Below are 25,456 nucleotides of genomic sequence, written 5' to 3'. Positions count from 1 at the left end.
ACCTCTTTTTTAAAAAAATTTACAATGTCTTTTCAGCAGCTTTTTGATGTGCAAGAGAGGAAGATTTCGTTATTTCCTCTTCATCGAAATCCATTTCTGGAGGAGAAAGCTTAAATCCTTTTGTAAGAAAAGTTAAGTAAACAAGTCCTATGGCAGTCCAGATGCTTCCTAGCACTAAGGCGTGTTTATCCAGATTAATAAAGAGATAGAAATCAAGGGCTGCTCCGATAGCTGGTATAAGAAAGTAGAGAAGAAAACGATTCTTTTTTTCATTTTTTAACGTGAAGTAATAGTGAAAAATGACCGATAGATTTACAAAAATAAATGTTAAAAACGCTCCAAAGTTAATAAATGAAGTAGAGGTACTTACATCAAGCTTAACGGCCAGTAATGAAATGCCTCCTATGAATAAAATATTCAATAGGGGTGTTTTCGACTTTCGATGAAGATAACCAAATATCTTAGCGGGAAGTACGCCGTCTCTTCCCATTGCAAATAATAAACGGGCTCCGCTTGTTTGAGCAGATAAGCCAGATGCGAATTGAGCAATAATTAATCCAGCTAGAAAAATAGAGCTAAATAAATTGCCGCCGATCTGTACGGCAATTTCAAATGCTGCTGAATCAATATTTTTAAAAGATGTATAGTCAGGATGAACAAGCTGTAGAAAGTAAGAAGCTCCAATAAAAATGATGCCTCCAATTAATGTAATAAGAAAGATAGCTTTTGGCATGGTTTTTTCAGGATTAATGGTTTCTTCAGATAGAGTTGTAACAGCATCAAATCCTAAAAAAGAATAGCAAGCAATGGAAGCGCCAGCGGCTACAAACGAAAATGTAAAATGCTCGTTCAAGAATGGGTTAAAGCTAAAGAGTGCAAAAGGTGATGAGCCTTTTATAAGGTATATAATGCTTAGTGAAATAAAAATACCGACTACGAGCAATTGAAAAATCATCATTAATGTATTGACGCTCGCCGCTGCTTTTAAGCCAATCATGTTGATAACAGTTGTAATAAAAATAAAGGCTAGTACAAATGTCCAAAGAGGAATGTTAGGAAAAGCTGTATGTAAATAAACAGCTCCGATAAGCCAAATAACCATAGGAAGAAACAGGTAGTCTAGTAAAACAGCCCATCCAATCATAAATCCGACATATGGATTTATGGATTTTCTTGTATACGTATAAGCAGACCCTGCAATAGGAAAAGCTTTAGTCATTTTACCGTAGCTATAAGCCGTAAATAGCATAGCAGCTAAAGCCACTATATAAGCAGTGGAAACTAGTCCATGGGTGGTTTCAGCCAACAAGCCATAAATACCAAATACAATCATTGGTGTCATATAAGCAAGTCCAAACAAAACAATATGTGACAACTTCAAAGTTGGAACTGCTTGGTTTCTTTTTGTTTCCATCTTTGCGCCTCCCTTAAAAATTGTTTTTAATCTTCTTATATCTATTTGTACAAATCCGCTCTTCTGTGCATAAGGTAATTAAGCTTCTGATCTTTTGATTCCTCTAAAGAAATAGCTACTGTTGAGATTTGTTCCTTGCTACCCATTTTTAGAAGAACTTTTCCTTTACTGTTGACGACTGCGCTATGTCCAAAAAAGAATGTATCTTCTTCAGAGCCTATTCGATTGCATAGAGCAATTGGAAGTTCATTTTCCATAGCACGGCTTTTTAAATAAGTTATTTGATAATCTTCGTAAGGGCTCATGTTAGCAAGCGGGATGATGAGTAAATCCGCTCCTTTTATTTTTAAAGTTCGGGCCACTTCAGGGAATTCAAGGTCATAGCAGATCATTAAGCCAATGGTTCCGAATTTGGTTTTGAAAACAGGTAAAGCGTTGCCTGGGCGGAAGATTTCAGCTTCCCTGTCAAAAAGATGTGTTTTTTGATACGTACCAATTACAGTTCCGGTATCATCTATAAGAGCGGATGTAATATGATAATGCCCGTTAGCTGTTACTTCAGGAAAAGATATAACGGCGTGGATGCTGTGATCCCTGCAGCTTTGTTGGAAAAGCTGCAAGCTTTCACCACTGACGGTTTCAGCTAGCTCCTTAATATCATCCCAAATAAAATAACCTGTTAAACAAAGTTCCGGAAAGACAATAAGGTCAGCCTGTTCGCTTGCAGCTTGCTTGATACAGTCATTTATTTTTCGAATGTTTTCTTTTTTATTGCCTAGTACAGGACAAAACTGAGCAATTGTAATATTCACTGTAAAATACCTCCTCATAATCGTTTTCACTATAAATACAAGCAAGAAGTGTGCCAATGTATTTTTTCAGTCAATTCTGATTTTTAATCTTTAAAAAGATGAATTTTTTCATTATACTAATAGGGAGAAAAAGAAAATAAGTCATATTCTGCTTATACAGTTATTTGGAAAGCTAAGATGATGATTTTTATCATCAATGATGCGATTTTTCATTAGAAACAATCGAAAGGAGGAAATGGATAATGAGGAATTCTTCAATAGGTATCTGCGAATCAATAGTAGTCATTATAAATCATGAAGGACGCATTGATACCGTATCTATCAATAATAAACAAACGAGTCACTTATCGCTGTTTCAAAAAAATATGTTACTTGAAGAAGTTCAGTGGAAAAAGGTCTTTACTGCTGCTCCAAGTGGCTCTACTCAGTTATTAAGCACCTATGAGGGAAGAACCTATCTGTTTACCCTCCACCTTGTCCAAGCGAACTCTTACATAAATCAAATCGTGACATTAGCGAATATATCTCAAAGCATGTTTAACTCTTATTCCAATCAAGATCAGCATAAAACCGATGAGTTGATTATGGAATCCTCTGCTATGAAACGAATTAGTAAAATTATTGAAACAATTGCTCATGTAGGCTCCACTGTTCTTCTACTAGGTGAATCGGGAGTGGGAAAAAGTCAAATTGCTAAATTTATTCATAGTACTAGTACACGTTCAACGCAGCCTTTTATTTCTGTTAATTGTGGTGCTATTCCAGAGAGTTTAATCGAATCAGAGCTATTTGGGTATGAAGAAGGAACTTTTACAGGCGGAAAAAAAGGAGGAAAGGTCGGCTTATTTGAAGCTGCTCATAAGGGAACAATTTTTCTAGATGAAATTGCGGAATTTCCTTTAAACCTACAAGCAAAACTGCTAGGTGTTTTGCAAGAAAACGCGGTGCGGAAAGTAGGGAGTACAGAGGAAAAGAAAGTAGATGTACGAGTAATTGCTGCAACAAATAAAAATCTACAGGAGCTTGTTGAGAAAAAATTATTTCGTGAAGATTTGTTCTATAGGCTTAATGTCGTACCGCTCACTATTCCACCTCTTAGAAAGCGGGAAAAGGACATACATATCTTAATTGATCATTTTCTGTTTAAATATAATACAAAATATCATCTTCGAAAAGAAATTAATGATGAAGTAAAACAAGAGCTTATCCAATATAAATGGCCAGGAAACATAAGGGAATTGGAAAACACGATAGAAAGAATTGTCGTCACAAATATGACTGAAAAAGAAGTGCTAGAAGAAAAAAATATACGTGAAAACGGTTGGTCATTTTCTCCTAAAGTACCAATGTCTTTGAAAGAAGCTAAAAGACAAGTAGAAAAAGAATTAATTTTAAAAGCTTACGGTGAATACAAAAGTACTTACAAAGTAGCAGAAGTATTGCAGGTTGATCAGTCTACTATTTCAAAAAAATTAAAAGTATACAAAAAAGAAGGTTTTTAAAGAGGTGAAGGGATGCGTCAATTAAAAATTGCATTAGCCCAGCTTAGAAGTAATTTGCATGATAAAAATAAAAATTTAAAGAGAGTTTTTGGAACGATGGAAGCTGCTAAAGATCAAGGTGCGGATTTTGTTTTATTCCCTGAATTATTTTTGACTGGTTTTTTGTTAAATGAACAGGTGGAGGAATTAGCTGAATCAGTAGAAGGAGAATTAATCACGAAAGTTAAAAAATGTGCTAAAGAATTACAAATAGGAGTTATTCTTGGTTTTCCGGAAAGACACCACTTTAAAATATATAATTCCGCTGTATTTATTAATAAGAAAGGTGAGATAGTAGGAACTTATCGTAAAATTCACCTTTTTGATCATGAAAATTCATATTTTACTTCTGGAGATAGTATACCAGTCTTTGATACACCTCAAGGAAAGTTTGGAGTAATGATTACATATGATATGGAATTTCCTGAAGTGGCGCGAATTCTAGCATTAAAAGGAGCCGAAGTCGTCTTTGTTCTTTGTGCGAACATGATTCCTTACGAGCATCATCAGCACGTTTATTTGAGGTCAAGAGCTTTAGAAAATCATATTTTTATTGCAGCTGCTAATAAAGTTGGATTAGAAGATGACTATGTCTATTTTGGTGAAAGTGAAGTTATTAATCCTAATGGGCACTGTGTGTTTAAATCTCTTAATAATGAGGATCTTGCGATTGTTGACATAGACCTGTCGTCTTCGGCAAGTTCAAAGGAAATTTTGAACTATTTAGATAATCGAAAGTCAGATTTATACAGAAGAGAAGGGTTATAAGAGCTCTTTATTAAAGAAAGCTGCTATTACTTTTTTACACCAACTAAGCGAGCAGTGTGACTCGCGGAGCTTGCGTGAATGGTTTTCCCTATTTTTGTTGATGTTTGCACCCAATTCACTTCATCGGGATAATTCGTAATCACTCCGTCACTTTTTGTTTTCCACAAAAATGAAGCAGGAAGCCGCTTGGTTCCAGACCACGGTGATATTTTCATTCCGGCAGAATGGACTTGGTGGATAAGAGCAGGTGTTAGGATGTCATAGGACGGGTTAAAGTAGGTGGCAAAAGCGGCGAATTGCTGGATTGAGTTTGGATGTGCATCTTGTTCTGAAGAAGTTAGTATGCCTATAGGAACGTTTGGGAGAAGCCCATGCATTTTTTTCATGGATGAAACGTTAAAAGACTGAATGATAACGTGATCGAGCTGTCGCTTGTTGATTTCAAAAGCTACTTTTCTTTCAATTCCAGGATAAAGTTCCGGGGCTTTTAACTCTATCAATATACCGATTTTTCCTTGAAATTCATCTAATACTTGTGAAAGAGTTGGAATTTTTTCATTCGTAAAAGAATTGTCTTTCCAGCTTCCTGCATCCAAGCGCTGAAGTTCAGCGTACGTTAACTCTCGAATGTGTCCGCTTCCGTTTGTCGTTCGGTCTACGGTACGGTCATGTATAATAACGAGGACACCGTCTTTGCTTTGCTGCACGTCAAGTTCAATGTAATCCGCATTCATTTCTAGCGCTTGGTGAAAAGCAGCCATTGTGTTTTCAGGTGCGTAAGCAGAGGCTCCTCGGTGCGCGATGTTCGTAAGTTTTTCTTCCGTGCGTGCGAAAGCAGAAGAGGCGATTGAACAACATAACAAGGCTACTGCGCTTAGACCAGCTAAATATTTTTTCATCACGTTTCTCTCCTATGCGTTGGTATAGAAATAGCGTAACGAAAAAATGTGATGCTGATATAGAGAAAGTGTGTAGAAAGCGTTGACATTTCGTAAAGAAAAATAGGGATTTTTTCATGGTGATGTTTACAAAAAATGCGTAAACGAATAGGAATTTTAATTAAATATTAAGGAAACAGCGCTATAATAAAAGGTGTAAAAAAAGAATAGGAATTTCTTAGAAAATAGTTGTATAATAGGTGAGTCAGTCAATGAAAGGAATGGAACATGGATATTCAGTACATACATACGTTTACGATGCAAACAAAAGAGGAGTGCGGGACGCTTCAGCAAAAGCTAAAAGCACAAATTGATTTAACATCACGCGTCAAAATGACGCATATACATAACTGTGCTGGTGTTGATGTTGCTTATTGGGAAGAAAACGGCATATCTTACGGAGCGTGCAGCATTGTAGTGGTTGATTATCAGACGAAAAACGTTGTGGAAAAAGTGCACAGTGTAGGAGAAGTAGCGGTTCCTTATCTTCCTGGGTTTCTAGCTTTTCGAGAGCTTCCTTTAATTCTTGAAGCGGCTAAAAAACTTCAAATAGAGCCCGACGTGTTTTTATTTGATGGCAACGGATATTTGCACTACGAGCACATGGGAGTAGCCACACATGCTTCTTTTTTCTCAATAAACCTACCGTTGGAATTGGGAAAAGCTATTTAAAGATCAAGAGACATGATTACGTTATGCCTGAAGATACAGAGGGCGCTTATGAAGATATTGTGATTGATGGCGAGGTTTATGGTAGAGTAGTAAGGACAGCAAAAGGGATAAAGCCTATTTTTCTGTCGTGCGGAAACTATATTGATTTGGACATGTCGTATCAGCTCATGATGCATTTTATTTCAAAAGAAAGTAAGCTTCCGATTCCGGTCCGCCTAGCAGATCTGCATACGCATGAGCTGCGGAAAAGGTACCGGCAGTCAATAGGGAAGTAAGCTGTTCATAATGAGTTCATAGTTTCCTTTTATACTGATGGTTGGAATATAGTAGTAGTGTAAAATTATTAAAGAATGAGTAAGGTGATTAAAGGTGAGTTCATTTGTTGCGAGTATTTTGGATTTTTTAACGAGCCTTGGCTATTTAGGTATTGCGCTCGGCTTAATGATTGAAATCATTCCAAGTGAAATTGTACTAGCTTACGGGGGGTATATGATTTCTCAAGGCATGATTAGTTTTCCTGGAGCAGTCATTGCCGGAATTATTGGCGGAACGATTGCGCAGTGGTTTTTATATTGGATTGGAGCTTACGGAGGACGTCCGTTTCTTCAAAAATACGGCAAGTACTTATTCATTCATGATAAGCATATTGATCTTGCGGAAAACTGGTTTAATAAATACGGCGCGGGCGTTGTTTTCTCCGCTCGTTTTGTCCCGGTTGTTCGACATGCGATTTCGATCCCTGCAGGTATTGCTAAAATGCCGTTTTGGAAGTTTACGTCTTTAACCGTGTTAGCGATGATTCCTTGGTCGATTTTATTTATTTACTTAGGCGGAAAGCTAGGCGAGAACTGGGCGAACATTGAAGACGTAGCAAGCAAATATACGCTTCCGTTTGTAGTTGCGGCATTTGTGATTATTGTTCTTTATTTCGTATTCAAACGCACGCGTACAAAGCGCGTATAAGATTGTTTTTGAACTAAAAGCATGGCAAAAAGCCATGCTTTTTTTGCATGCGCAACCAGAAGCTCTTTTATTTGCTCATGACTTCTTCAAGTGCTATTATTTTTCATACGCACTAAAAAAGGAGACGATTTAACGTGGTACAAGAAATTGTATTAAATGATACGCCTATTCAAATTTACAGCTATAAACAAGAGATTGTAAAAGGCAAAACAAAAGTTTCAGTTGATTTTAAAGTAACAAGTGAGGAATATCATGATATTACTACACTGTTATATAAAGGTACTTTTCATGTAAATGTGCCGGAAGAAGATCTGGATTTTCAGGGGACGATTCATCAGTACTCCACGTCTTTTACAAATTTATATGAAAAAGGACAGGTAGGGAATTTTTCATTAAGTTTAATTGAAGTGAACGAATAAGGAGCAGATGCGTGATGAAAGTAAGTATACTCGACCAATCGCCCGTTTCATCCCATCAGACCCCAGCTGAAGCGTTAGAAGCATCAATGCAGCTGGCCAAGGCTGGTGACAAGCTTGGCTATGAACGCTACTGGATAGCAGAGCACCATGATTTGTCTGGACTTGCCTGTTCGGCTCCTGAAGTGATGCTTGGCTATATCGGCGCACAGACTAATAGAATTCGAATTGGATCGGGAGCGGTTCTGCTGCCTCACTACAAGCCGTATAAAGTAGCGGAAACGTATAACATGCTGGCAACGCTGTTTCCAGGGCGCGTTGATTTAGGAATTGGACGCGCGCCGGGTGGATCGGCTGAAGCGACAAATGCGCTGTCGGATAATTTCTTGCAGCAAGTATTTAAAATGCCTGAACTTGTTGAAGAGCTTCTGCAGTTTTTAGACGATAAATTTCCGGCTGAACATGAATACGCAAAGCTTTCAGCTTCGCCGCTGCCGCCTGTCTCTCCAGAACCGTGGCTGCTTGGCACAAGTAAAAAAAGTGCTGAGCTCGCCGCTAGAAACGGAATGGCCTATACGTTTGGACAGTTTATGAGTGAACAAGACGGTTCAGCTATTATTGATCAGTACAAACAGGCATTTCAGCCGAGACAGAGCGGAGATCAGCCCTATGCCATTGTCACTGTATCGGTCATTTGCGCTGAAACAGCCGAGCAAGCGCATCGCATCGCAACGAGCTCACTCGTATGGAAAATTCAGCAGGATAAAATGGAAGCAAAAGGCGTGCCTTCTATTGAAGAAGCGGCCAGCTATCCGCTTACAGAAGAAGAAGAGAAAAAAATCAAGACGATGAAAGAAGCCATGATTATCGGAAATCCAGAAGAAGTGCACGTCCGTCTTCAAGAAGTTCAAGCACGCTACGGAGCGGATGAACTCATGCTTGTCACCATTACACACGATCCGGCTGACCGATTAAAATCATATGAGCTTGTCGCAGAGAAATGCAAAAAATAAGAGCCAAATTTCGGCTCTTATTTTTTATGCCCGTAATAGTACTCATATAAGTGCTGAAATGCTTCTATAGCACGTAAAAAAGAAGCGGCGTCTTGGCGGTCCTCTATTAACCAGCACGTTGCTAGTACAGAATGAGCGTATCCCCACAGTAAAATGCGTTTTTTACTTACGTTCAGTTCTTTTACAAATATATTGATTCGATGGTCAACCACCTCTGCCACGTTTGTCTTAGGCAGATGATTTAAAAGAAAAGGGATGATTTCGTACTCTTTTTCTCCAATTAACCCTTTTGGATCAATTATTTTCCATATATCTTCACCAGACTGTAAGATGTTATCATGATGCAAGTCGCCATGAAGCAGAAAAAGCTGCTGAGAAGTGCGGTTTAATTCAGAGAAAACGGCTAGTGCATGTTGAAGCGTTTCAGAAGAAAGAAAATCAATACCGTTTGGATACATTTGTGTACACTCTCGAAGCTGTTTCTCTCTTTTAATGGCTGTTTCGATAATGGAGTCTGAGTGCGGCATGCGCCATAGAGATTTCATGAGCCCAGCAGCGATTAACGCAGCTTCGTCTTTAGTTGATAAAGAGGAAAGCGGGCATCCGGGAGACAGCTTTTCAAGCAGTAAAATGCCTTTTTCAGCATCGCTGTCCACTATTTTTACCGTGTTCTCACCAGCTAGTGCTGTCAGTGCTTCTTGCTCATGAAGCAGCTCTGAAGGCTCTACAAAAAATTTGACAACTAGTTCGCTTCCATCTGCTTTATGCGCAGGAGCAACAAAGTGGTAAGAAAGGGGAAAGTGACTGTGAATGTTGATACGCCAGCGCTCTTCACAGTAGCGAATAAGCTGAGGAAAGTCAGCTAACCACTTTTGGCCTTTATGAGAGTGAAGGAGAGTAATCGTATCACAAAATGTTTGAGGCAGCGTATGCATGCGTTTGTCTCCTTTGTTGTTTCCAATTTTTTCTGATAAACTCATCATATACAGCCTACATAGAATCTGTAAAGAAGGAGGAGATCCTACATATGAAGAAAAAGAAGGTGAAATCCCCTTGGGCTCTTGCGGGGTTTCCGGTTTATATCATTGGATTTGCCATTTTACTTGCTGGAAGCGCACCGGAGTGGCTAGAAACAGTGAGTAAAATCATGATTGTTCTTGGAGTCATTTTGCTTATCATTGCAGGAATGGATCTTAAAAAACGAAAAAAATCAGTACAAGCCTAAAAAACTGCCGTTTGGCAGTTTTTTTATTTGGAGAAAGGGTAACAAGATAACTAGATAAAAATGTTGAATTATTATTCTTTTTGATGTATAAATATAATATGAGAAGCAACGGTATTGAGAGGAGAATGAACGTGTCTTACGTAATAAAAAAAGAGGTTCCGCCATTTGAGCAGTTTGCTGCTTTGCATGAAGCGAGCGGATTACATAAAAGTAAAAAAGGCAATTATACAAAAGAACAGCTGTTTGAAGCTGCAGCCAACAGCTGGTTTAGAGTCGGTATTTATGACAATGAACAATTGATTGCATTCGGTCGTATGATTTCAGATGGAATTTACCAAGCGCTTATTTGCGACGTGATGGTTGATCCCACATATCAAAACAAAGGGCTTGGAAAGCAAATTATTCAAGAGCTGTTGACGAAATGCCAAGAAAGCGGAATTGAATCGATTCAGCTGTTTGCAGCAAAAGGAAAGCATCATTTTTATAAAAAATTAGGGTTTCAAGAAAGAGAAGAAGACGCGCCAGGCATGTCGCTTGGTATGTAAAAAAGCTCAGTGATCAATCATACTCACTGAGCTTTTTGTATTATGCAGTTTTCAAAACCGTACTTTTTTGGACTAAATTCCAAGCAACTTTTACTAAATAAACAACAAGCAAAACGTTTAGCATAGACGTAGCAAACATAGAAAACGGGTATGACGTGCTGTTTTGCATGCTGCTGTCACCGTATAAAACAAAAAAAGTGTTCATAAAAATACTGATGCTAAATCCAAGGAATAAGTAAAGCAAATTTTTGTCTTTTAAATAAATATAAGCGAGCAAAGCAAGCGCTGCTGCTGGAAATAAGTAGCGTTCATGCATGCTTGAAGAAAACGTAAATACCCCGGAAATTTGAATAAGCGCTGCAAGAGCGGCGTATTTAAAGCTGCGCCCTTTTATATAAATAAGCCACGAAAAAATAGTTGTCGCGACGATAAAAATAAGCCCCCACGTATGATAGCTGAAAAACAGCAGCGTTGCAGAGCTGTCTTTATAGTTTGCACCTATTAAACTAAAGAAGTTATAGGCGTTAACAGAAGCATACGGGTATTCTCCGATGGTTGATGAAAATAAATCAATAATCCACGTTGGACTTTTTCCAATTGAAAAAGGCAATAAAATCGCTGCAGCAGTGAAAGCTGCCGTTAAAGCAATGCCGAAAAAATGTTTCACTTGCTTTAGACGAATGAGCTCGAAAAACAAAATGGGCAGGATAATAATCGCCTGCGGCTTCATTAAGACCGCTGCTGTAAAAATAACGGCCGACGCGTAAATTCTTTTTTCCGTAATCATTACAATCGCTAGGACAATAAGCAAAGTGAAAAATGAATCGACTTGTCCCCAAAACGTTGAATTAACTAAAATGGCAGGATTAAATAAATACCCAATTGCTAACAGATATGCAAAAGAAGGTGCCAAGTATTTACGAGCTAAACGATAGAGTAAATAAGATGTGACGACATCTGCTAAAATAGGTGGAATTTTAATCAACAGCGAAAAATACTGCTGAAAATCCGGTAAACTGCCAACTTTCCCAACGATAAACAAGATATAAATATAAAACGGCGGATAATCGCTTCCGCTTTTAGCGTAGAAATTTGAAAAATGATTGGCCGCAACCGATGCCCAGTTTTTGAAAAGAGATGCATCCATATGAGAGCCTACCCACGGAATCAGCGCAATCCGGATAAATAGTCCAGAGCCAAGTAATGACCATAAAATAACGCGAGAATGCCATATCGAATGATGCCATTTCTTTTTCTTTAATAATCCGTAAACGAAAGCTGCTGCTATAAAAAAGCCCACCGTATAAAGAGCTAGCGGCGTTTCATAATCTTTATTAGCTCCTTGACTTCCGGCACCGTTACCCATAGATAGATTATGAAAAGGCGTTACGTGTTCTCCGGAATTGCTGGACGAAGCAGGACCGTTTCCTGAAGGAAGACGATGATCCCTCGAAGTATTATTAGGAGAAGATATACCATTAGTAATCTTTTTTAACTGATGACTTTCTTGAATCGAAAATAAATGTTCTTCTCCTTTGTAGTGTGATAGTGAAACGATACTGAAAACAAATGCTAAAAGAAAAGCAGCCATTACGATAAAAGCCGTTCTTTTTTGTAGTATGTTCATATAAAATCCTCCGATGACAATGTATCGAATAAGTAGTAGTGTGTCTCCATACTATAAGGGGAGTTGGTGAAAATAAAGTGAAACTTCTTTAATAAAGAGCGGAAGAGAGAGCATAAAAAAACAAGGCCTTAGAAGACCTTGTTTTTTATATTGCTTATAGTACAGCATCAAACTTATTCACTTTCCACTGTGAACCGGATTTATAAAATGTAACGGTGCGTTTTACACTTCCTCCGTCAACTGTTGGAACCGTAAATTGATAAGAGCGAACATCGGCACGCTGATAAGTTAGTTTTACTTTTGCTTTGTTCCACTCTAGCATGCTGAATCCGTCACCGACAGGACGAGCAAGCTTTCCGTTATATGTGATGTAGCGATAATTTGTTAATCCTTTTTGAATAGCACTGTTTGTAAAAGTTTCAGATAAGTAGCTTACTAGTTTGCTTTTTGTATTAAAATCTTGACAAAGATATGAGTACTGAGTGCCTTTATAATTAAATGTTTTTTGAGTACATAAATTACCTTTAGATCCATGAAGTGCATTCCAGAAATGGTTGCTTGCGTTTGCTGCAATTTTTACCGCGTTAGTCGTTGATAGATTTTGTGATGCTGCTTGAGCTGTAACTCCTGTGCTTAGTGAAAAGAAAAGAGCAAGTGATGCTAAGATTATTCCAAATTTTTTCATTTCCATTTCCCTCCTACTCATTCGTTGAAATATATGTAACATTCATGCTGTTAATATTACAATTGTTACATTTATATTACAATACTTCTTTAAAGAAATAAAGAGTATTTCTTATATATGTTTGAATTATTCCCGTATTTTCTTAAATAAAACGTAGAATTAAAAGAAAACATATAAACAGTATGTCAATTATGTGTCACATATTTCGTCGCTTTACAAGTTCGTATATAATAGGAATAAACCGACCAATATGCTGATGTAGGTAAATAGGTCAGGCACAAAAGGAGAACGTAGACTAATGGGTGTTTCAGAAGTAACATCAGGAATTATTATTACCACTGCTGTAATTGCTATTGTGATTATTACAGTTGGTGTTTTGGCTACAATGATTGCGATTGCGAAGAAAGCGAATAAAAAGTAAGTATGTAGAGGAGAGTTAGTATAGTAACTAATTCTCTTTTTTTTGAAAAAAACCTATCGCTATTTTTATAATAAAAATGCATAAATAACGCGTGCATTATTCATAGAAAAAAGCAGGAAATTTACGTTTTGAAGCTAATAGATACATAAGGCAAACTGCGCACTTTCATTATAAAAATAATGGAAGGGGTTCTAACAGACTTCAAGTGATATCGCCTATTTTATGTCATAATGAATGATATTCATTAACACAGCATCTTAGACACACTTTATAACTAAATAATGAGGAGAGTGGTTGAGTTGCAACGACAAAAAGTAGCAGTGAATGGAGAAAGGTTAAAAAATACGCTTGAACGATTTGCCGATAATGGACGAACACCTAATAACGGTGTAACCCGCCTAGCGCTGTCAGAAGAAGATCGCCTAGCACGAGATTATTTTTGTTCATGCTGCCGGGACCTTGGAATGGATATTAAAATCGATGACCTTGGATGTATTTACGCCACGCTTGAAGGATTAGAAGATAAGCCTCCTATTGTAATTGGTTCACACATGGACAGCGTGAAAAAAGGCGGAAGGTTTGATGGAATACTCGGTGTAGTTGCAGGGTTAGAGTTAGTAAGAACGCTGGTTGAACATAATATTAAGCCGAAGGTGCCGATTACGGTTGTTAACTTTACGAATGAAGAAGGAGCGCGTTTTGAGCCTTCTATGATGGCTTCAGGTATTTTATCGGGCAAATTTCAAAAAGACGTTATGATGAAGAAGACGGATGTTGACGGCGTTACGTTTGAGCAAGCGCTCCAAGCATGCGGATATGAAGGCGATACAAGTAACCGTCTCACTGAAGCGTCGGCATTTGTGGAATTACATATTGAGCAAGGTCCTATTTTAGAAAGAGAAGCCAAATCGATCGGTGTAGTGGAGTGTGTGCTCGGAATGGTATGCTATGAAATTGAAGTTACCGGGGAGTCAGATCACGCGGGGACGACGCCGATGGATATGCGGAAAGACGCTCTTTTTGCAACTAATAACTTGATTGCTGAAGCTCGTCATGAGCTCGGCAGATTAGATTCAAATTTGGTCTATACAATGGGGCGCATGAATGTACTGCCTAATATTCATACCGTTATTCCAAATAAAGTTATTTTTTCGCTTGAAGCGAGACATACGGATGAAGATGTCATTGCATCTGTGGAAAAAATTATTCAATCACTGCCTGATCAAGCGGAGCTGTTAGAAGGCTGCGAAGTGCGGGTGACCAAGCTTTGGAGTCGCGATACCGTGTGGTTTGATAAAAACGTTTGCGATGAAGTGGAAGAATCCGTTCGTTCGCTTGGGTATTCCTACAAGCGAATGGTAAGCGGAGCTGGACATGACGCACAGTTTTTAGCTAGCTATATTCCGACGGCTATGATTTTTATTCCGAGCGTAAACGGAAAAAGTCATTGTGAGGAAGAGTTCACTCCGTGGGAAGAATGCGAAAAAGGTGTAAATGTACTTTTAGAGACGGTGATTAAGTTGGCTCAGAAGTAACGGGGAAAAAGAGTAAACCTGCAGAGGTCTGCTCTTTTTTAGTGCTTAGAAAGACTGCGAACTATCGCATTGAACTTTTGGTTTATTATGGCTACAATAAATGAGAAGCATGCGGGTGGATGTTAAAAAAGGATGTGAAAAAAAGTGAGGTATTCTCACTTACAGAAATGAAAATCCATATTATTATTGCAGATGATAATTCGTTTATTCGAGAAGGAATGAAAATTATATTAAATACATACGAGGAATTCGACGTCGTGGCTACTTTAAAAGATGGTCAGGAAGCCGTTCAATATTGCAAGAATCATTCCGTCGATATTGCATTGTTAGATGTAAGAATGCCTGTTATGGACGGCGTAGAGGCTACAAAGCTTATTTCAGAGTCTACCAAAGCAAAGCCGCTTATTTTAACTACGTTTGATGACGATGAATATATTATTGATGCCGTAAAAAACGGAGCTAAAGGCTACTTGTTAAAAAATACAGAACCAGAGCGCATTCGAGACGCAATCAAAAGTGTGTTCAACGGGCATACGGTTCTTCAAGATGTTGTGCTTGATAAGATTAAATCAAGTTTAAACGCTGCAACTGAGCGCGAGTCAAAAGCGGATATGACACAGTTTACAGAGCGTGAAACGAGCATTATGACGCTGATTGCCAAGGGGCTTTCAAATAAAGAAATTTCTAAAACGCTTTTTATTTCAGAAGGTACCGTAGCAAACTATATTAGTTCGATTTTAAGTAAAACGGGACTTGAGCATCGTACTCAAATTGCTATTTACTACTTAACCGGTAAAGGGAAGTAGGGCTATGGAAGTCGGATTAATGATGACTAAGCTCATCCTTATACTGTTTTTGGCTATTACGTACATTCAGTTTAATTATGTACACTCGATTTCAGCTATTGTGTTAGCACTGCTTCTTTACAGCTGTGTTAATATTGCAGCGTCCATTGTGAAAAAGAGCGTGTTCAAGCGCATGTTTATTGTTATTTCAATTGTCCTTATTCTATATTGTGCGTATAAACTTCATCCTTTGTTTTTTCTTCTTTTGCCGCTAAACCTTTGTGAGCTTATTGGAGAATCAGTCGTAAAAAAATGGATGGTGCTGCTGATTGTTTTGCTTCCAATGCTGCTTGTTCCCTCTGATATTAGCGCGCTTTATGTGTTAGTCGCTGCGTTTACTTTCTTTATTTATACAGGAGCAGCTCTCTATCAAAAGCGGACAATCAATTATGAACAAAAGCTCGATGAAATGAGAGTAAGTATGCAAAAGCTGCAAAAGCACGTGAATGAAAATAAAGAGTATGTGAGACAGTCTCAATATGCTTCAAAATTAGAAGAGCGAAATCGATTATCGCAGGAAATTCATGATAAGATTGGTCATTCAATGACAGGAGCGCTTATTCAAATGGAGGCAGCAAAGCATGTAATGAAGCTAGATGAAGAAAAAGCGCTGTCTCTTCTTCAAAATGCGATTACGATTTCGAAAGAAGGCATTGAAGAAATTAGATTAACGTTAAAAAGTATAAAGCCTCCCGCTGAGCAAATAGGAATCAGCAGGCTTAAATTATTTATTGGGGAATTTGAGGCCAAACATAGTATCGCAATGCCTCTTGTATACAAAGGGAATTTGGATCTTATCACCCCTCTTCAGTGGAAAATTATCCATGAAAATATAACGGAAGCTATTACGAATGCCTTGAAATATGCAGAAGCAACGATGATTGCCATTGAGCTTCATGTACTAAATAAAATGGTTAAAGTAGAAGTCAAAGACAATGGAAAAGGGGCTCACTTGTTTCAAAAAGGTCTTGGCATAGCAGGAATGGAAGAGCGAGCTGCTTCCATTAACGGAACGGTCATTGTTGACGGGGCAAACGGATTTTCTGTTACCACACTGCTGCCGATAGGTGAGAAACTTCATACATAAATAATGAGATTTCTCATGGGGAAAAGGTGAACTTATGCACTGACGTAAGTTTGCCTTTTTTTCATAAAATAAGGATATACCAACACACTAGAGGTGAAATGATGAACGTATTATCAATTCAAAAATTAACAAAGAAATTTGGAGATTTTATTGCGGTAGATAATTTGTCTTTACAAGTAGAAGAAGGAGATATATTCGGTTTTTTAGGAACAAATGGAGCAGGAAAAAGCACAACGATTCATATGGTGGCTAGTCTGCTTCAAAGCAACAGCGGCGATATTGAAGTACTTGGGAAAAATATAAAGAAACACCGAAATTTTGCAAAGATGAACATTGGAATTGTTCCGCAGGACTTAGCGATTTATGAAGATTTGACAGCCTATGAAAATGTGAAGTTTTTTGCAGGTCTCTACGGATTAAGAGGATCACTTCTTAACGAACGAGTCGAAGAAGCTTTAGCGTTCGTAGGGCTTTTAGATAAACAAAAGGCGTATCCGAAAAGCTTTTCAGGAGGAATGAAAAGAAGGTTAAATATCGCATGCGCAATTGCTCATCGCCCAAAGCTTATCATTATGGATGAACCGACGGTTGGCATTGATCCTCAGTCGCGAAATTATATTTTAACATCTGTAAAAAAACTAAATGAAATGGGAAGCACAATCATTTATACGAGTCACTATATGGAAGAAGTAGAAGAGGTATGTACAAAGATTGCGATTATTGATCACGGCAAAATTATTGCTGAAGGAACAAAAGAGCAGCTGAAAGCTATTATCACCGATACAAAAGATATTTGGATTGAAGTAAAGGCAGCGGATGATATAGATTGCAGCGGCCTAAAAGAAATTCCAGGCGTAACAGCCGTTACGTATGAAGATGGAATCATTAAAATTAATTCAAGCGCCGAAGTGAATAACTTGAACAAAGTCATTCATTATTTAATGACGCATCATATCGAGATTAAAGCAGTTAAGGAACAAGCCCCTAATTTAGAGACGGTCTTTCTCACGCTGACAGGGCGCAGTCTGAGAGATTTATAAAAGAAAGGAGGAATGAGAAATGAATATTATTGCAATTGCTTTGAAAGAAATGAAAAGTGATCTGCGAGATAAGCGTGCATTTATCTTTATGATTCTCTTTCCGCTGGCTCTTGTCCTTATTTTAGGAACAGCTTTGTCTCAAGCTTTTAATAACGACATGAAGATAGACGACAGTTACGTTCTCTATAAAATCGACACAAGTAATGAAGAATCTGCTGCTTTTAAGCAGTTTGCTGTAAATGCAGAAAAATCGGGCATTCATTTTAAAGCGCTGAAAAAAAATCAGGATGGAAAAAAAGAAGTAAAAGAGCAGCGCTATACAGCTTATGTAGAAGTGAAAGACCAAGGCATTCATCTCTACGGAAATGAAGAAAACAGCATTGAATTCAACATGGTCCAAGGTATGTTAAGCACCTTTGTTGATAAGTACAATGTGGCTATGGAAGTGGCCAAAGTAAACCCTCAGCAAGTGGATAATCTGCTCCGTGCGTCTAAGCATGACTATATTCAAGAAAAATCTCTTCATTCTCAAAAACAGCCAAATTCAATAGACTACTACGCCATTTCAATGACAACTATGATTGTTTTGTACGGATCTATCTCAGCGAGTTATTTAATTAGAGGAGAGCGTATGCGAAATACAGCTAGTCGATTAGTAGCCGCGCCGATTAAAACTGCTGAAATTTTTGTCGGGAAAATTTTAGGTACTGTTTTGGTTCACGCCATATGTGTATTAGTCGTGATTATGTCGACTAAATACTTTTTTCACGCGAATTGGGGAAATCATTTACTTTTAGTGCTTCTGATGTTATTATCTCAAATTCTTTTTGCTATTAGCTTTGGACTAGGAGTTAGCTACCTTACGAAGACAGAAGCGGCGTCAAGAGCAATTATTATGGTTGTTATTCAAGTGTCGTGTATTGTGGGAGGAACCTATTTTCAAAATGGATCTGGAGAGGGCTTCGTCAGTGTATCACCTTTAACCTGGATGAATAATGGACTTATTAAATTGATTTATACAAATGATATCGGCGCTTCTCTTTCAGTTATCGGGTTGAATGTAGGCTTCTCTATTTTATTCTTGGGCATAGCAATTGTGCTTTTGAGAAAAAGAGAGGGGTTATAACATGAAAAATATCATGTGGCTTGTAACAAATATGCTAAGAAATATGCTGCTTAGAAACAAAAGGACGCTTGTGCTTGTTATTGGTTTGCCTATTGCAGGGGTTTTAATGTCCGTTCTTATTTATGGAAATGCAGGAGGGACTTCGGTGAATATCGGAGTTGTCAATCACGACTCAACGGATATTACAAAAGATACCGTTCAGTTTTTAAAAGGGCTGCATAAAACAAATGTTAAAATGCTCACTGACAAAGAAGTGGATCATGAGATTACGTCAAAGAAAGTTGATGCTGTTATTACCTTTGAAAAAGGGTTTTCTGACAGCGTCAAAGCGAACAAACCAGATTATATTACGATCACTTCAATAAAAGGAGCAGAAGTAACGAGCTTTATTAAGTCTTATTTGTATCAATATATTGATAATGTTTCTGCGCTTAATCAAGCAGCAGGAGGCAATGACGCTGCGTTTAACCAAATGTATGAGAGTTATCAAAAAGCGCCATTCCACGTCTCTACGCATGCCCTTGAAGACAAAGGAACCGACCAAAACATTGTCAAGCAGACAATTGGGTATTTAATTATGTTTATGCTTTTTTCTGCCGTGAATCTATCGGCTCTTATCACAAAAGAAAAAGAGCAGCGCACGTATTTTAGACTGCTAGCTTCGCCAGTTAGCGCAAGGCAATACGTGATATCCAATGTTATTACAAATATGATTTTATTAACTCTGCAAGTAATGATTACGCTTGGTTGTATTACGACTCTTTTTCACGTAGATATGAACATTCCCGTATGGCAGCTGTTTTTCATTTTAGTTTTGTTTGGTCTCGTAGCCATCGGATTGTCTCTTGTAATTATCGCTTTTACAGAAAGTTCAAAAGCAGCGAATGGTCTTCAGACGCTTATCATCACGCCAACTTGTTTACTGTCCGGCTGCTTTTTCCCGCCTGAATTTATGCCGGATGTGATGCAGAAAATAGCCGATTTTCTTCCTCAAACGTGGGTGCTAAGCACGTTAAAAAGCGTTCAACAAGGAGCTGCTTTAAGCAGCCTATGGTTAAACATCAGCATTTTACTAGCTTTTGCGCTCGTTTTTTTCCTGCTGTCTATTTATAAATTAAATCGAAATAATACTGTTCAAAAGTTTATTTAAATGGTAAAGTCAGAGAATACCTCTGGCTTTTTTTTGTAATTTTTAAAAAGTTACAAAAAAAGATTGAAAAATATAAGATGAAATTTTAGAATGAAAGAGGAAAGGGGTATACAAAAAGAGAATAAATAGGGGAGAAAAACGAAGTTCATGTTGGTTTTTTGCACAAATAAATGAAATCGCTTACATAAGTCAGCATGAAAATACGGAAGGAGAGATTGTCAGCGAGATAACAAAGGGGGAAAAACAGTGGGAATTTATGAACTACTTGTACCACGCACGGTTTTATATGGAGAAGGATCATTTTCTAAAATTGGAGAACAGGCTGCACTGCTTGGGACAAAGGCATTGCTTATAAGTGATGACGTTATGGTGAAAGCAGGCAATGTAGAAACTTGCCGTCGTTACTTAGCAGAGGCTGGCATGGACTGTGCCGTGTATACAGGCGTAAATTCAGAGCCGACAGATATTCATCTAGATGAAGCGCTTGTTATATGTAAAACGCAGCAGTGCGATGTGGTTATTGCCTTAGGGGGAGGCAGCTGTATCGATACTGGAAAAGCGGTTGCCATTATGATGACAAATGAAGGGCATCTACGAACGTATTTTCAAAATCAACAAGATTTTCAAGATAGTCCTCTTCCTTTGGTTGCCGTGCCTACGACTGCTGGAACAGGCTCAGAAGTGACTAAAGCGACGGTTATTACAGACACGGCGTACGATGTAAAAATGATGCTCGCAAGGCCTCAATTATTGCCTGATACAGCCATTGTTGATCCGTTATTAACTCTATCATGTCCGAAACACGTAACGGCAGCTACAGGAATTGATGCACTCAGTCATGCAGTGGAAGCGTATTTGTCTAAAAAAGCACATCCTTTTACAGATTCACTTGCGCTTCAAGCAATTGAGTTAATCATGAAAAATATTCGTCTTGTGTACAGAAATGGAGAAAATGTTCAAGCAAGAAACGAAATGGCCTATGCTTCTATGCTGGCGGGAATGGCGTTTTCAAATTCATCTGTTGCTCTAGTGCACGGTATGTCAAGACCTATTGGCGCGTTATTCCATGTGCCCCACGGTATTTCTAATGCGATGCTCCTGCCTGCGGTTTTGGACTATACAAAAGAGGCTTCAATCGATCGTTTAGGTGAAATAGGACAAGCTCTTTTTCCGAACGTATCATATACAAAAAAAGAAGGAGCAGATGTGTTAATTGAAGCCATCAAGCAGCTTTGTATCGACTTAGAGATTCCTAATCTTCAATCGTGGGGCATTGATCGTCAGCTATTTTACGCGGCGGTTGAGAAAATGGCAGCGGATGCGATTCAAAGCGGAAGTCCTGCTAATCATCCGGTCGTACCGACGGCAGAAGAAATCGTTCAGCTTTATTACACGTGCTATGAATATGAGTTTAAGTCTGCACTTTATAAAAAATAAGATAAATTTAAGCCAAATTGAATGAGGGATGAAAGGGGAAACGTTATGGATTTGCTGATTATTTTGCTGTCTCTGGGGCTTTTGATGCTGGTTGCTTACCGCGGATTTTCAGTTATTTTGTTTGCTCCGCTTTGTGCGCTGCTAGCCGTTATTTTAACGGAACCAAGCTATGCACTCCCGTTTTTCTCAAACGTTTTTATGGAGAAAATGGTTGGGTTTATTAAAAACTACTTCCCTGTCTTTCTATTAGGAGCTGTCTTCGGGAAGATGGTAGAAATGTCTGGAGTCGCTGAATCGATTGCGAAAACAATTGTTAAAGTAGTAGGGGCTAAACGCGCCATCTTGGCTATTGTTTTAATGGGAGCAATCTTAACCTACAGCGGCGTAAGTTTATTCGTTGTTGCGTTTGCAGTTTATCCGTTTGCGGCTAACTTGTTCCGCGAAGCGAATATTCCAAAACGATTAGTACCGGGAACGATTGCATTAGGAGCTATTTCGTTTACCATGGATGCACTTCCGGGTACACCGCAAATTCAAAACGTTATTCCAACGACTTTTTTTAAAACAGACATCTATGCTGCTCCGACACTGGGGATTATCGGATCGGTTATTGTCTTTAGCTTAGGTCTTTGGTATTTAGAAAGCCGAAGCAAAAAAGCAAGAAAAGCTGGAGAAGGCTACTACGGGTTTAATAATGAACTAGCGGCTGCTGCAGAGCTAGAAAAAGAGTCTGTACCTTCTACAGAACCTAAATATGAACCTAGCGTAGCAAGACAGATTCTTGCATTTGTTCCGCTCGTGCTTGTAGGGGTTGCAAACAAATTTTTTACTGTTTCTATTCCAAAGTGGTACCCAGATGGTTTTGATTTTGCCAAAATTGGCCTTGAAGCGTTCGGAAAAGTAGATTTAACCGCAGTTGTTGGGATTTGGTCAGTGGAATTGGCACTTGTTATTGGAATTGTCACAACGATTGCGTATGACTGGAAGAGAGTGACCACCGGTTTCCAAGCAGGTCTGAACGCAAGTATTGGCGGAGCGCTTCTCGCTGCGATGAACACGGGAGCTGAGTATGGCTTTGGAGGCGTTATTTCATCTCTTCCTGGGTTTGCCACCGTTCGTGATGGTATTTCACATACCTTTACAAACCCGCTTGTTAATGGAGCCGTTACGACAAACATTTTAGCTGGTATTACAGGCTCTGCTTCTGGAGGTATGGGAATTGCGCTTAGTGCGATGGGAGATAAGTATGTAGAAGCTATTAATCAGTACAACATTCCTCCTGAAGTTATGCACAGAGTTGTAGCGATGGCATCAGGCGGTATGGATACGCTTCCTCATAACGGAGCCGTTATTACCCTGCTTGCTATTACTGGGTTAACCCACAAGCAGTCTTACCGAGATATTTTTGCCATCACTGTTATAAAAACGCTTGCATGTTTCTTAATCATTGGAATCTACAGCTTAACTGGACTCGTATAACAAATAAAGAGGCTGAGTTTAGTTGAAGAAAGATCCGAACGATGAATCGTTCGGATTTTTTTTATTGTTGTGGTGAACATAGATTTCATGTATATAGGTGCTTTTAGCGGTTGATTGGAGGGCAAGGCGAAGACTCCTGCGGGAAAAGCGGGATAGGTGAGACCCCGCAGGAGCGCAAGCGACGAGGAGGCTCATCGGCCGCCCGCGGAAAGCGGAGCCTTGCACGGAAATCAACAGCGGTTTCACAAGGAATCTTTATCTCCTTTGTTCGTCTATATGTTGCAGTGATTTAGCTGTATATCAAGCTTTTTGCTTTAAAACAGATTCTTTGACTTTCTAAACTGTAAGTATTATGATTACACTACTTTCTGCAATACTATATGCCGTTACATTAATTCTTAGCATGTTTATGAAGAAAGGAGAATGACTGTGAAGCTATTTGAAGGAAATTTAAAAGTAGGCGACTGGGTCAAAGGAAAGTCTCGCGACGGTGAACTTATATATGGATATATTAAAACGATTAATCCATCTAAAAAAGCAGCACTAATCAACGTTGTAAAAAGTGATGATGAAAAAATGGTCGGCACAACCATTGGCATGATGGATGAAAAAATAGAGAAGCTGCCCCTTCAAAAAACGGCGCACGAAGAGCAGATTCTTTCATTGATTGATCTTGCGCTGCTAACGAAAGACAAAGCTTGGTTTATTGAATTAACAGCTGAATTAAAAAGATTACAAGATAAAAAGCAAGGCTGACATTCCTGATAAGGAATGAAGGCCCTGCTTTTTTTATTATTCATAGGGAAAAAGCAGGAATGGAAAGCCGCTTGAGAGAAGAAGTAAATGACGACATTAAGAAAGAAAAGGTGATAAAAGATGAGTAAACGTGTCTTGATTTTAACAGGAGATGCCGTGGAGGCTTTAGAAGTTTTTTATCCGTATTATCGCTGTTTAGAAGAAGATATTCAGTGTACCATTGCTTCTCCCGTGAAAAAGAAGCTCCAAACGGTTGTTCATGATTTTCTTCCAGAGATGGAAACATTCACAGAGAAAACGGGATATAAAATTGATTCTCATGCTTCTGTCGATGAAGTTGATCCCGCCGATTATGATGGTCTTATTATTCCTGGAGGACGGGCGCCTGAATACATTCGAATGAACACAAAAGTTCAGGAAATTGCCGCGCATTTTTTAAAAGAAAATAAACCTTTAGGCGTTATTTGTCATGGTCAGCTCGTGTTAACGACGGTTAGAGAGTATCTGCAAGACAGAGAAGTGACAGCGTATCCTGCCTGCCGACCGGAAGTAGAAGCGGCGGGTGCTGTATTTGTTGAACAAACGCTTCACGTAGACAGAAACCTAGTAACCGGACAAGCTTGGCCGGATTTACCTAAATTTATGAAAGAGTTTTTTAAAGTGCTAAAAAAAGCTGAAAAAGTGAACGCATAATAAAAAAGCGGGCTGGGAGAAAACAATTCTTTCAGCTCTTTTAATTGATGATAGGTGAGGTGTAAATAACGTGCAGCTAGTGTCTGAACTGTCGAAGAAAATTATAAAAGAAGTGCAGCTGGTGATGAAAGAACATGTAATTGTAACGGATATACGGGGAATTATTATTGCGTCTACAGAAGAAAAGCGGGTTGGTTTTTTTCATGAAGGCGCGTGGAACGTGATGCAAAAAAAGCAAAAACTATATATCTCCAAAAAAGAAGCAGCAGATTTAAAAGGAGTTAAGCCAGGAATTAATTTGCCTATTAGTTATCAAGGAGACATTATTGGCGTTATTGGCATTACAGGTACTCCAGAAGCTGTTGAGCCTTTTGCAGACATTATTCGAAGATTAACAGAGTTAATTATTCGCGAAGCATACTATATAGAAACGAAGGAATGGGAAAATAAAGGAGTAGAAGCTTTTTTTCGTGAATGGATTTATAGCCAGCAGGTAGATGAAGAATTTATTGAACGAGGCCATATCTTAGGAGTACAAGTAGACAGTGCTTATTGCTGCACGCTGTTTCAAATTGACTCATCTCTTTCGAAAAATAAGCAGCAGCAGGTACAAGAAATGATTCGCTACTGGTTTGAAAGTCATAAAGGTGAAGGAGATTATATCGCAAATTGGGGATACGATCGCTTGCTTTTACTTAAAGAGGCTGTAGATGAAAAGGCAAGACAGGGATTTAAAGAAGAATTAATAAAATGTCAGCAGTACATTCAAGCAAACAACCAAGTTATGATCACTATTGGTGTAGGAAAGCCTGCGGAGCAATTTAATTTGCATGCTTCATATGAAGAAGCGAAAAAAGCGCTTAAAGTGGCTTCAAAACGCCAAACCGTTGTTTTTTATGAGGAGCTGCTGATGGACATGATTTTAGAAGACGTTTCTGAACCTGTAAAAAAGGAATTCTTAAGTCGAGTGCTTTCTCCCATTCAAACAGAAAAAGAGCTTCTTGAAACGCTGAAATGCTATTTAGCCAACGATCAATCGTTAAAAAAAACGGCGTTTGATTTACATATTCATATCAATACGCTTCATTACCGCTTGAAGCAAATGAAAGAACTAACAGACATTGATCCAAAAAGCGTAAAGGGTAGCACGCTTTTTTACCTTGCACTGTCTCTATTAGAGTAAGTGCGCCCTTCGTTAGATAAACATACAAAAAAAGAGTTTTTAAAGCGCTCTTTTTTAGTTTTTTATCCATAGTCCCTCGTGGCTT

General features: G+C 38.5%; 26 protein-coding genes and 1 pseudogene. 21 read left to right on the top strand and 6 right to left on the bottom strand.

What is annotated here, in order from left to right:
• Positions 1-19: 19 nt before the first annotated feature.
• Positions 20-1,414 (bottom strand): APC family permease, encoded by a 1,395-nt coding sequence (locus Q5794_RS14160; RefSeq protein ID WP_214986534.1) that lies wholly within the window; start codon positions 1,412-1,414, stop codon positions 20-22.
• Between the two features lie 41 nt (positions 1,415-1,455).
• Positions 1,456-2,226, bottom strand: coding sequence for a carbon-nitrogen hydrolase family protein (locus Q5794_RS14155; protein WP_374988070.1), 771 nt, complete (start codon positions 2,224-2,226; stop codon positions 1,456-1,458).
• 242 nt (positions 2,227-2,468) lie between these two features.
• Here Q5794_RS14155 and Q5794_RS14150 point away from each other — a divergent pair, with 242 nt between their 5' ends.
• Both Q5794_RS14150 and Q5794_RS14145 read left to right on the top strand, forming a co-directional pair.
• Positions 2,469-3,728 (top strand): sigma-54 interaction domain-containing protein, encoded by a 1,260-nt coding sequence (locus tag Q5794_RS14150; RefSeq protein ID WP_374988069.1) that lies wholly within the window; start codon positions 2,469-2,471, stop codon positions 3,726-3,728.
• A 12-nt stretch (positions 3,729-3,740) separates the two neighbouring features.
• Positions 3,741-4,535 carry a carbon-nitrogen hydrolase family protein gene (locus Q5794_RS14145; protein WP_057236064.1) on the top strand — a complete coding sequence of 265 codons (795 nt, stop codon included), beginning with the start codon at positions 3,741-3,743 and terminating at the stop codon, positions 4,533-4,535.
• A 26-nt stretch (positions 4,536-4,561) separates the two neighbouring features.
• Here the strand turns inward: Q5794_RS14145 and Q5794_RS14140 are convergent, their stop codons facing one another.
• A complete protein-coding gene (locus tag Q5794_RS14140; RefSeq protein WP_214986528.1) occupies positions 4,562-5,434 on the bottom strand; it encodes a glycerophosphodiester phosphodiesterase family protein in 873 nt (290 codons plus the stop codon).
• A gap of 267 nt (positions 5,435-5,701) precedes the next feature.
• On the opposite strand from Q5794_RS14140, the pseudogene Q5794_RS14135 reads away from it, so the two are divergent.
• The 4 genes and pseudogenes from Q5794_RS14135 to Q5794_RS14120 all read left to right on the top strand — a co-directional run bounded on the left by Q5794_RS14135 (position 5,702) and on the right by Q5794_RS14120 (position 8,537).
• Positions 5,702-6,420 (top strand): annotated as a pseudogene (locus Q5794_RS14135) (endonuclease V).
• A gap of 94 nt (positions 6,421-6,514) precedes the next feature.
• The gene (locus Q5794_RS14130; RefSeq protein ID WP_013057365.1) at positions 6,515-7,108 is read left to right on the top strand and encodes a DedA family protein; all 594 of its coding nucleotides are present in this window, start codon (positions 6,515-6,517) and stop codon (positions 7,106-7,108) included.
• 134 nt (positions 7,109-7,242) lie between these two features.
• Positions 7,243-7,527 (top strand): DUF3219 family protein, encoded by a 285-nt coding sequence (locus tag Q5794_RS14125; protein ID WP_214986524.1) that lies wholly within the window; start codon positions 7,243-7,245, stop codon positions 7,525-7,527.
• 14 nt (positions 7,528-7,541) lie between these two features.
• The gene (locus Q5794_RS14120; protein WP_214986522.1) at positions 7,542-8,537 is read left to right on the top strand and encodes an LLM class flavin-dependent oxidoreductase; all 996 of its coding nucleotides are present in this window, start codon (positions 7,542-7,544) and stop codon (positions 8,535-8,537) included.
• 17 nt (positions 8,538-8,554) lie between these two features.
• On the opposite strand, the gene Q5794_RS14115 is transcribed toward Q5794_RS14120, so the two are convergent.
• On the bottom strand, positions 8,555-9,520 hold the full coding sequence (locus Q5794_RS14115; RefSeq protein ID WP_251034038.1) for an aminoglycoside phosphotransferase family protein: 966 nt from the start codon (positions 9,518-9,520) through the stop codon (positions 8,555-8,557).
• Positions 9,521-9,564: 44 nt separating this feature from the next.
• Between Q5794_RS14115 and Q5794_RS14110 the strand changes: the two genes are divergently transcribed.
• Positions 9,565-9,762 (top strand): hypothetical protein, encoded by a 198-nt coding sequence (locus Q5794_RS14110; protein ID WP_214986520.1) that lies wholly within the window; start codon positions 9,565-9,567, stop codon positions 9,760-9,762.
• Between the two features lie 131 nt (positions 9,763-9,893).
• Entirely contained in the window at positions 9,894-10,307 is a 414-nt protein-coding gene (locus tag Q5794_RS14105; protein WP_214986517.1) for a GNAT family N-acetyltransferase, read from the top strand.
• Positions 10,308-10,347: 40 nt separating this feature from the next.
• Here the strand turns inward: Q5794_RS14105 and Q5794_RS14100 are convergent, their stop codons facing one another.
• Positions 10,348-11,934: a glycosyltransferase family 39 protein gene (locus tag Q5794_RS14100; protein WP_214986515.1), complete on the bottom strand. Its 1,587-nt coding sequence runs from the start codon at positions 11,932-11,934 to the stop codon at positions 10,348-10,350.
• A 154-nt stretch (positions 11,935-12,088) separates the two neighbouring features.
• The gene (locus Q5794_RS14095; protein WP_098621955.1) at positions 12,089-12,625 is read right to left on the bottom strand and encodes an IseA DL-endopeptidase inhibitor family protein; all 537 of its coding nucleotides are present in this window, start codon (positions 12,623-12,625) and stop codon (positions 12,089-12,091) included.
• Positions 12,626-12,917: 292 nt separating this feature from the next.
• On the opposite strand from Q5794_RS14095, the gene Q5794_RS14090 reads away from it, so the two are divergent.
• The 13 genes from Q5794_RS14090 to Q5794_RS14030 all read left to right on the top strand — a co-directional run bounded on the left by Q5794_RS14090 (position 12,918) and on the right by Q5794_RS14030 (position 25,371).
• On the top strand, positions 12,918-13,040 hold the full coding sequence (locus Q5794_RS14090; protein ID WP_013057357.1) for a hypothetical protein: 123 nt from the start codon (positions 12,918-12,920) through the stop codon (positions 13,038-13,040).
• A 299-nt stretch (positions 13,041-13,339) separates the two neighbouring features.
• Positions 13,340-14,575: a Zn-dependent hydrolase gene (locus Q5794_RS14085; RefSeq protein ID WP_374988068.1), complete on the top strand. Its 1,236-nt coding sequence runs from the start codon at positions 13,340-13,342 to the stop codon at positions 14,573-14,575.
• A gap of 119 nt (positions 14,576-14,694) precedes the next feature.
• Positions 14,695-15,381: a response regulator transcription factor gene (locus Q5794_RS14080; protein WP_226897257.1), complete on the top strand. Its 687-nt coding sequence runs from the start codon at positions 14,695-14,697 to the stop codon at positions 15,379-15,381.
• A gap of 4 nt (positions 15,382-15,385) precedes the next feature.
• Positions 15,386-16,507, top strand: coding sequence for a sensor histidine kinase (locus Q5794_RS14075; RefSeq protein WP_214986511.1), 1,122 nt, complete (start codon positions 15,386-15,388; stop codon positions 16,505-16,507).
• A gap of 101 nt (positions 16,508-16,608) precedes the next feature.
• Positions 16,609-17,547 (top strand): ABC transporter ATP-binding protein, encoded by a 939-nt coding sequence (locus Q5794_RS14070; protein ID WP_029322178.1) that lies wholly within the window; start codon positions 16,609-16,611, stop codon positions 17,545-17,547.
• Positions 17,548-17,566: 19 nt separating this feature from the next.
• Entirely contained in the window at positions 17,567-18,673 is a 1,107-nt protein-coding gene (locus Q5794_RS14065) for an ABC transporter permease (protein WP_214986509.1), read from the top strand.
• A gap of 1 nt (position 18,674) precedes the next feature.
• Positions 18,675-19,823 (top strand): ABC transporter permease, encoded by a 1,149-nt coding sequence (locus Q5794_RS14060; RefSeq protein ID WP_214986507.1) that lies wholly within the window; start codon positions 18,675-18,677, stop codon positions 19,821-19,823.
• A 246-nt stretch (positions 19,824-20,069) separates the two neighbouring features.
• On the top strand, positions 20,070-21,260 hold the full coding sequence (locus Q5794_RS14055; RefSeq protein WP_214986506.1) for an iron-containing alcohol dehydrogenase: 1,191 nt from the start codon (positions 20,070-20,072) through the stop codon (positions 21,258-21,260).
• A 45-nt stretch (positions 21,261-21,305) separates the two neighbouring features.
• Positions 21,306-22,739 (top strand): GntP family permease, encoded by a 1,434-nt coding sequence (locus Q5794_RS14050; RefSeq protein ID WP_192993594.1) that lies wholly within the window; start codon positions 21,306-21,308, stop codon positions 22,737-22,739.
• A gap of 110 nt (positions 22,740-22,849) precedes the next feature.
• Entirely contained in the window at positions 22,850-23,032 is a 183-nt protein-coding gene (locus Q5794_RS14045) for a hypothetical protein (protein WP_192993592.1), read from the top strand.
• A 136-nt stretch (positions 23,033-23,168) separates the two neighbouring features.
• Positions 23,169-23,495, top strand: a complete 327-nt coding sequence (locus tag Q5794_RS14040; protein ID WP_057236107.1) for an IDEAL domain-containing protein — start codon at positions 23,169-23,171, stop codon at positions 23,493-23,495.
• Between the two features lie 120 nt (positions 23,496-23,615).
• Entirely contained in the window at positions 23,616-24,188 is a 573-nt protein-coding gene (locus Q5794_RS14035) for a DJ-1/PfpI family protein (RefSeq protein ID WP_116071821.1), read from the top strand.
• Between the two features lie 70 nt (positions 24,189-24,258).
• Positions 24,259-25,371, top strand: coding sequence for a CdaR family transcriptional regulator (locus Q5794_RS14030; RefSeq protein ID WP_374988067.1), 1,113 nt, complete (start codon positions 24,259-24,261; stop codon positions 25,369-25,371).
• Positions 25,372-25,456 lie beyond the last annotated feature (85 nt).

This window comes from Priestia megaterium (assembly GCF_041941685.1).
GTDB classification, from domain to species: domain Bacteria; phylum Bacillota; class Bacilli; order Bacillales; family Bacillaceae_H; genus Priestia; species Priestia megaterium_C.
Note: the sequence above shows the minus strand (reverse complement) of the source record. Positions and strands in the feature narration are given on the sequence as shown.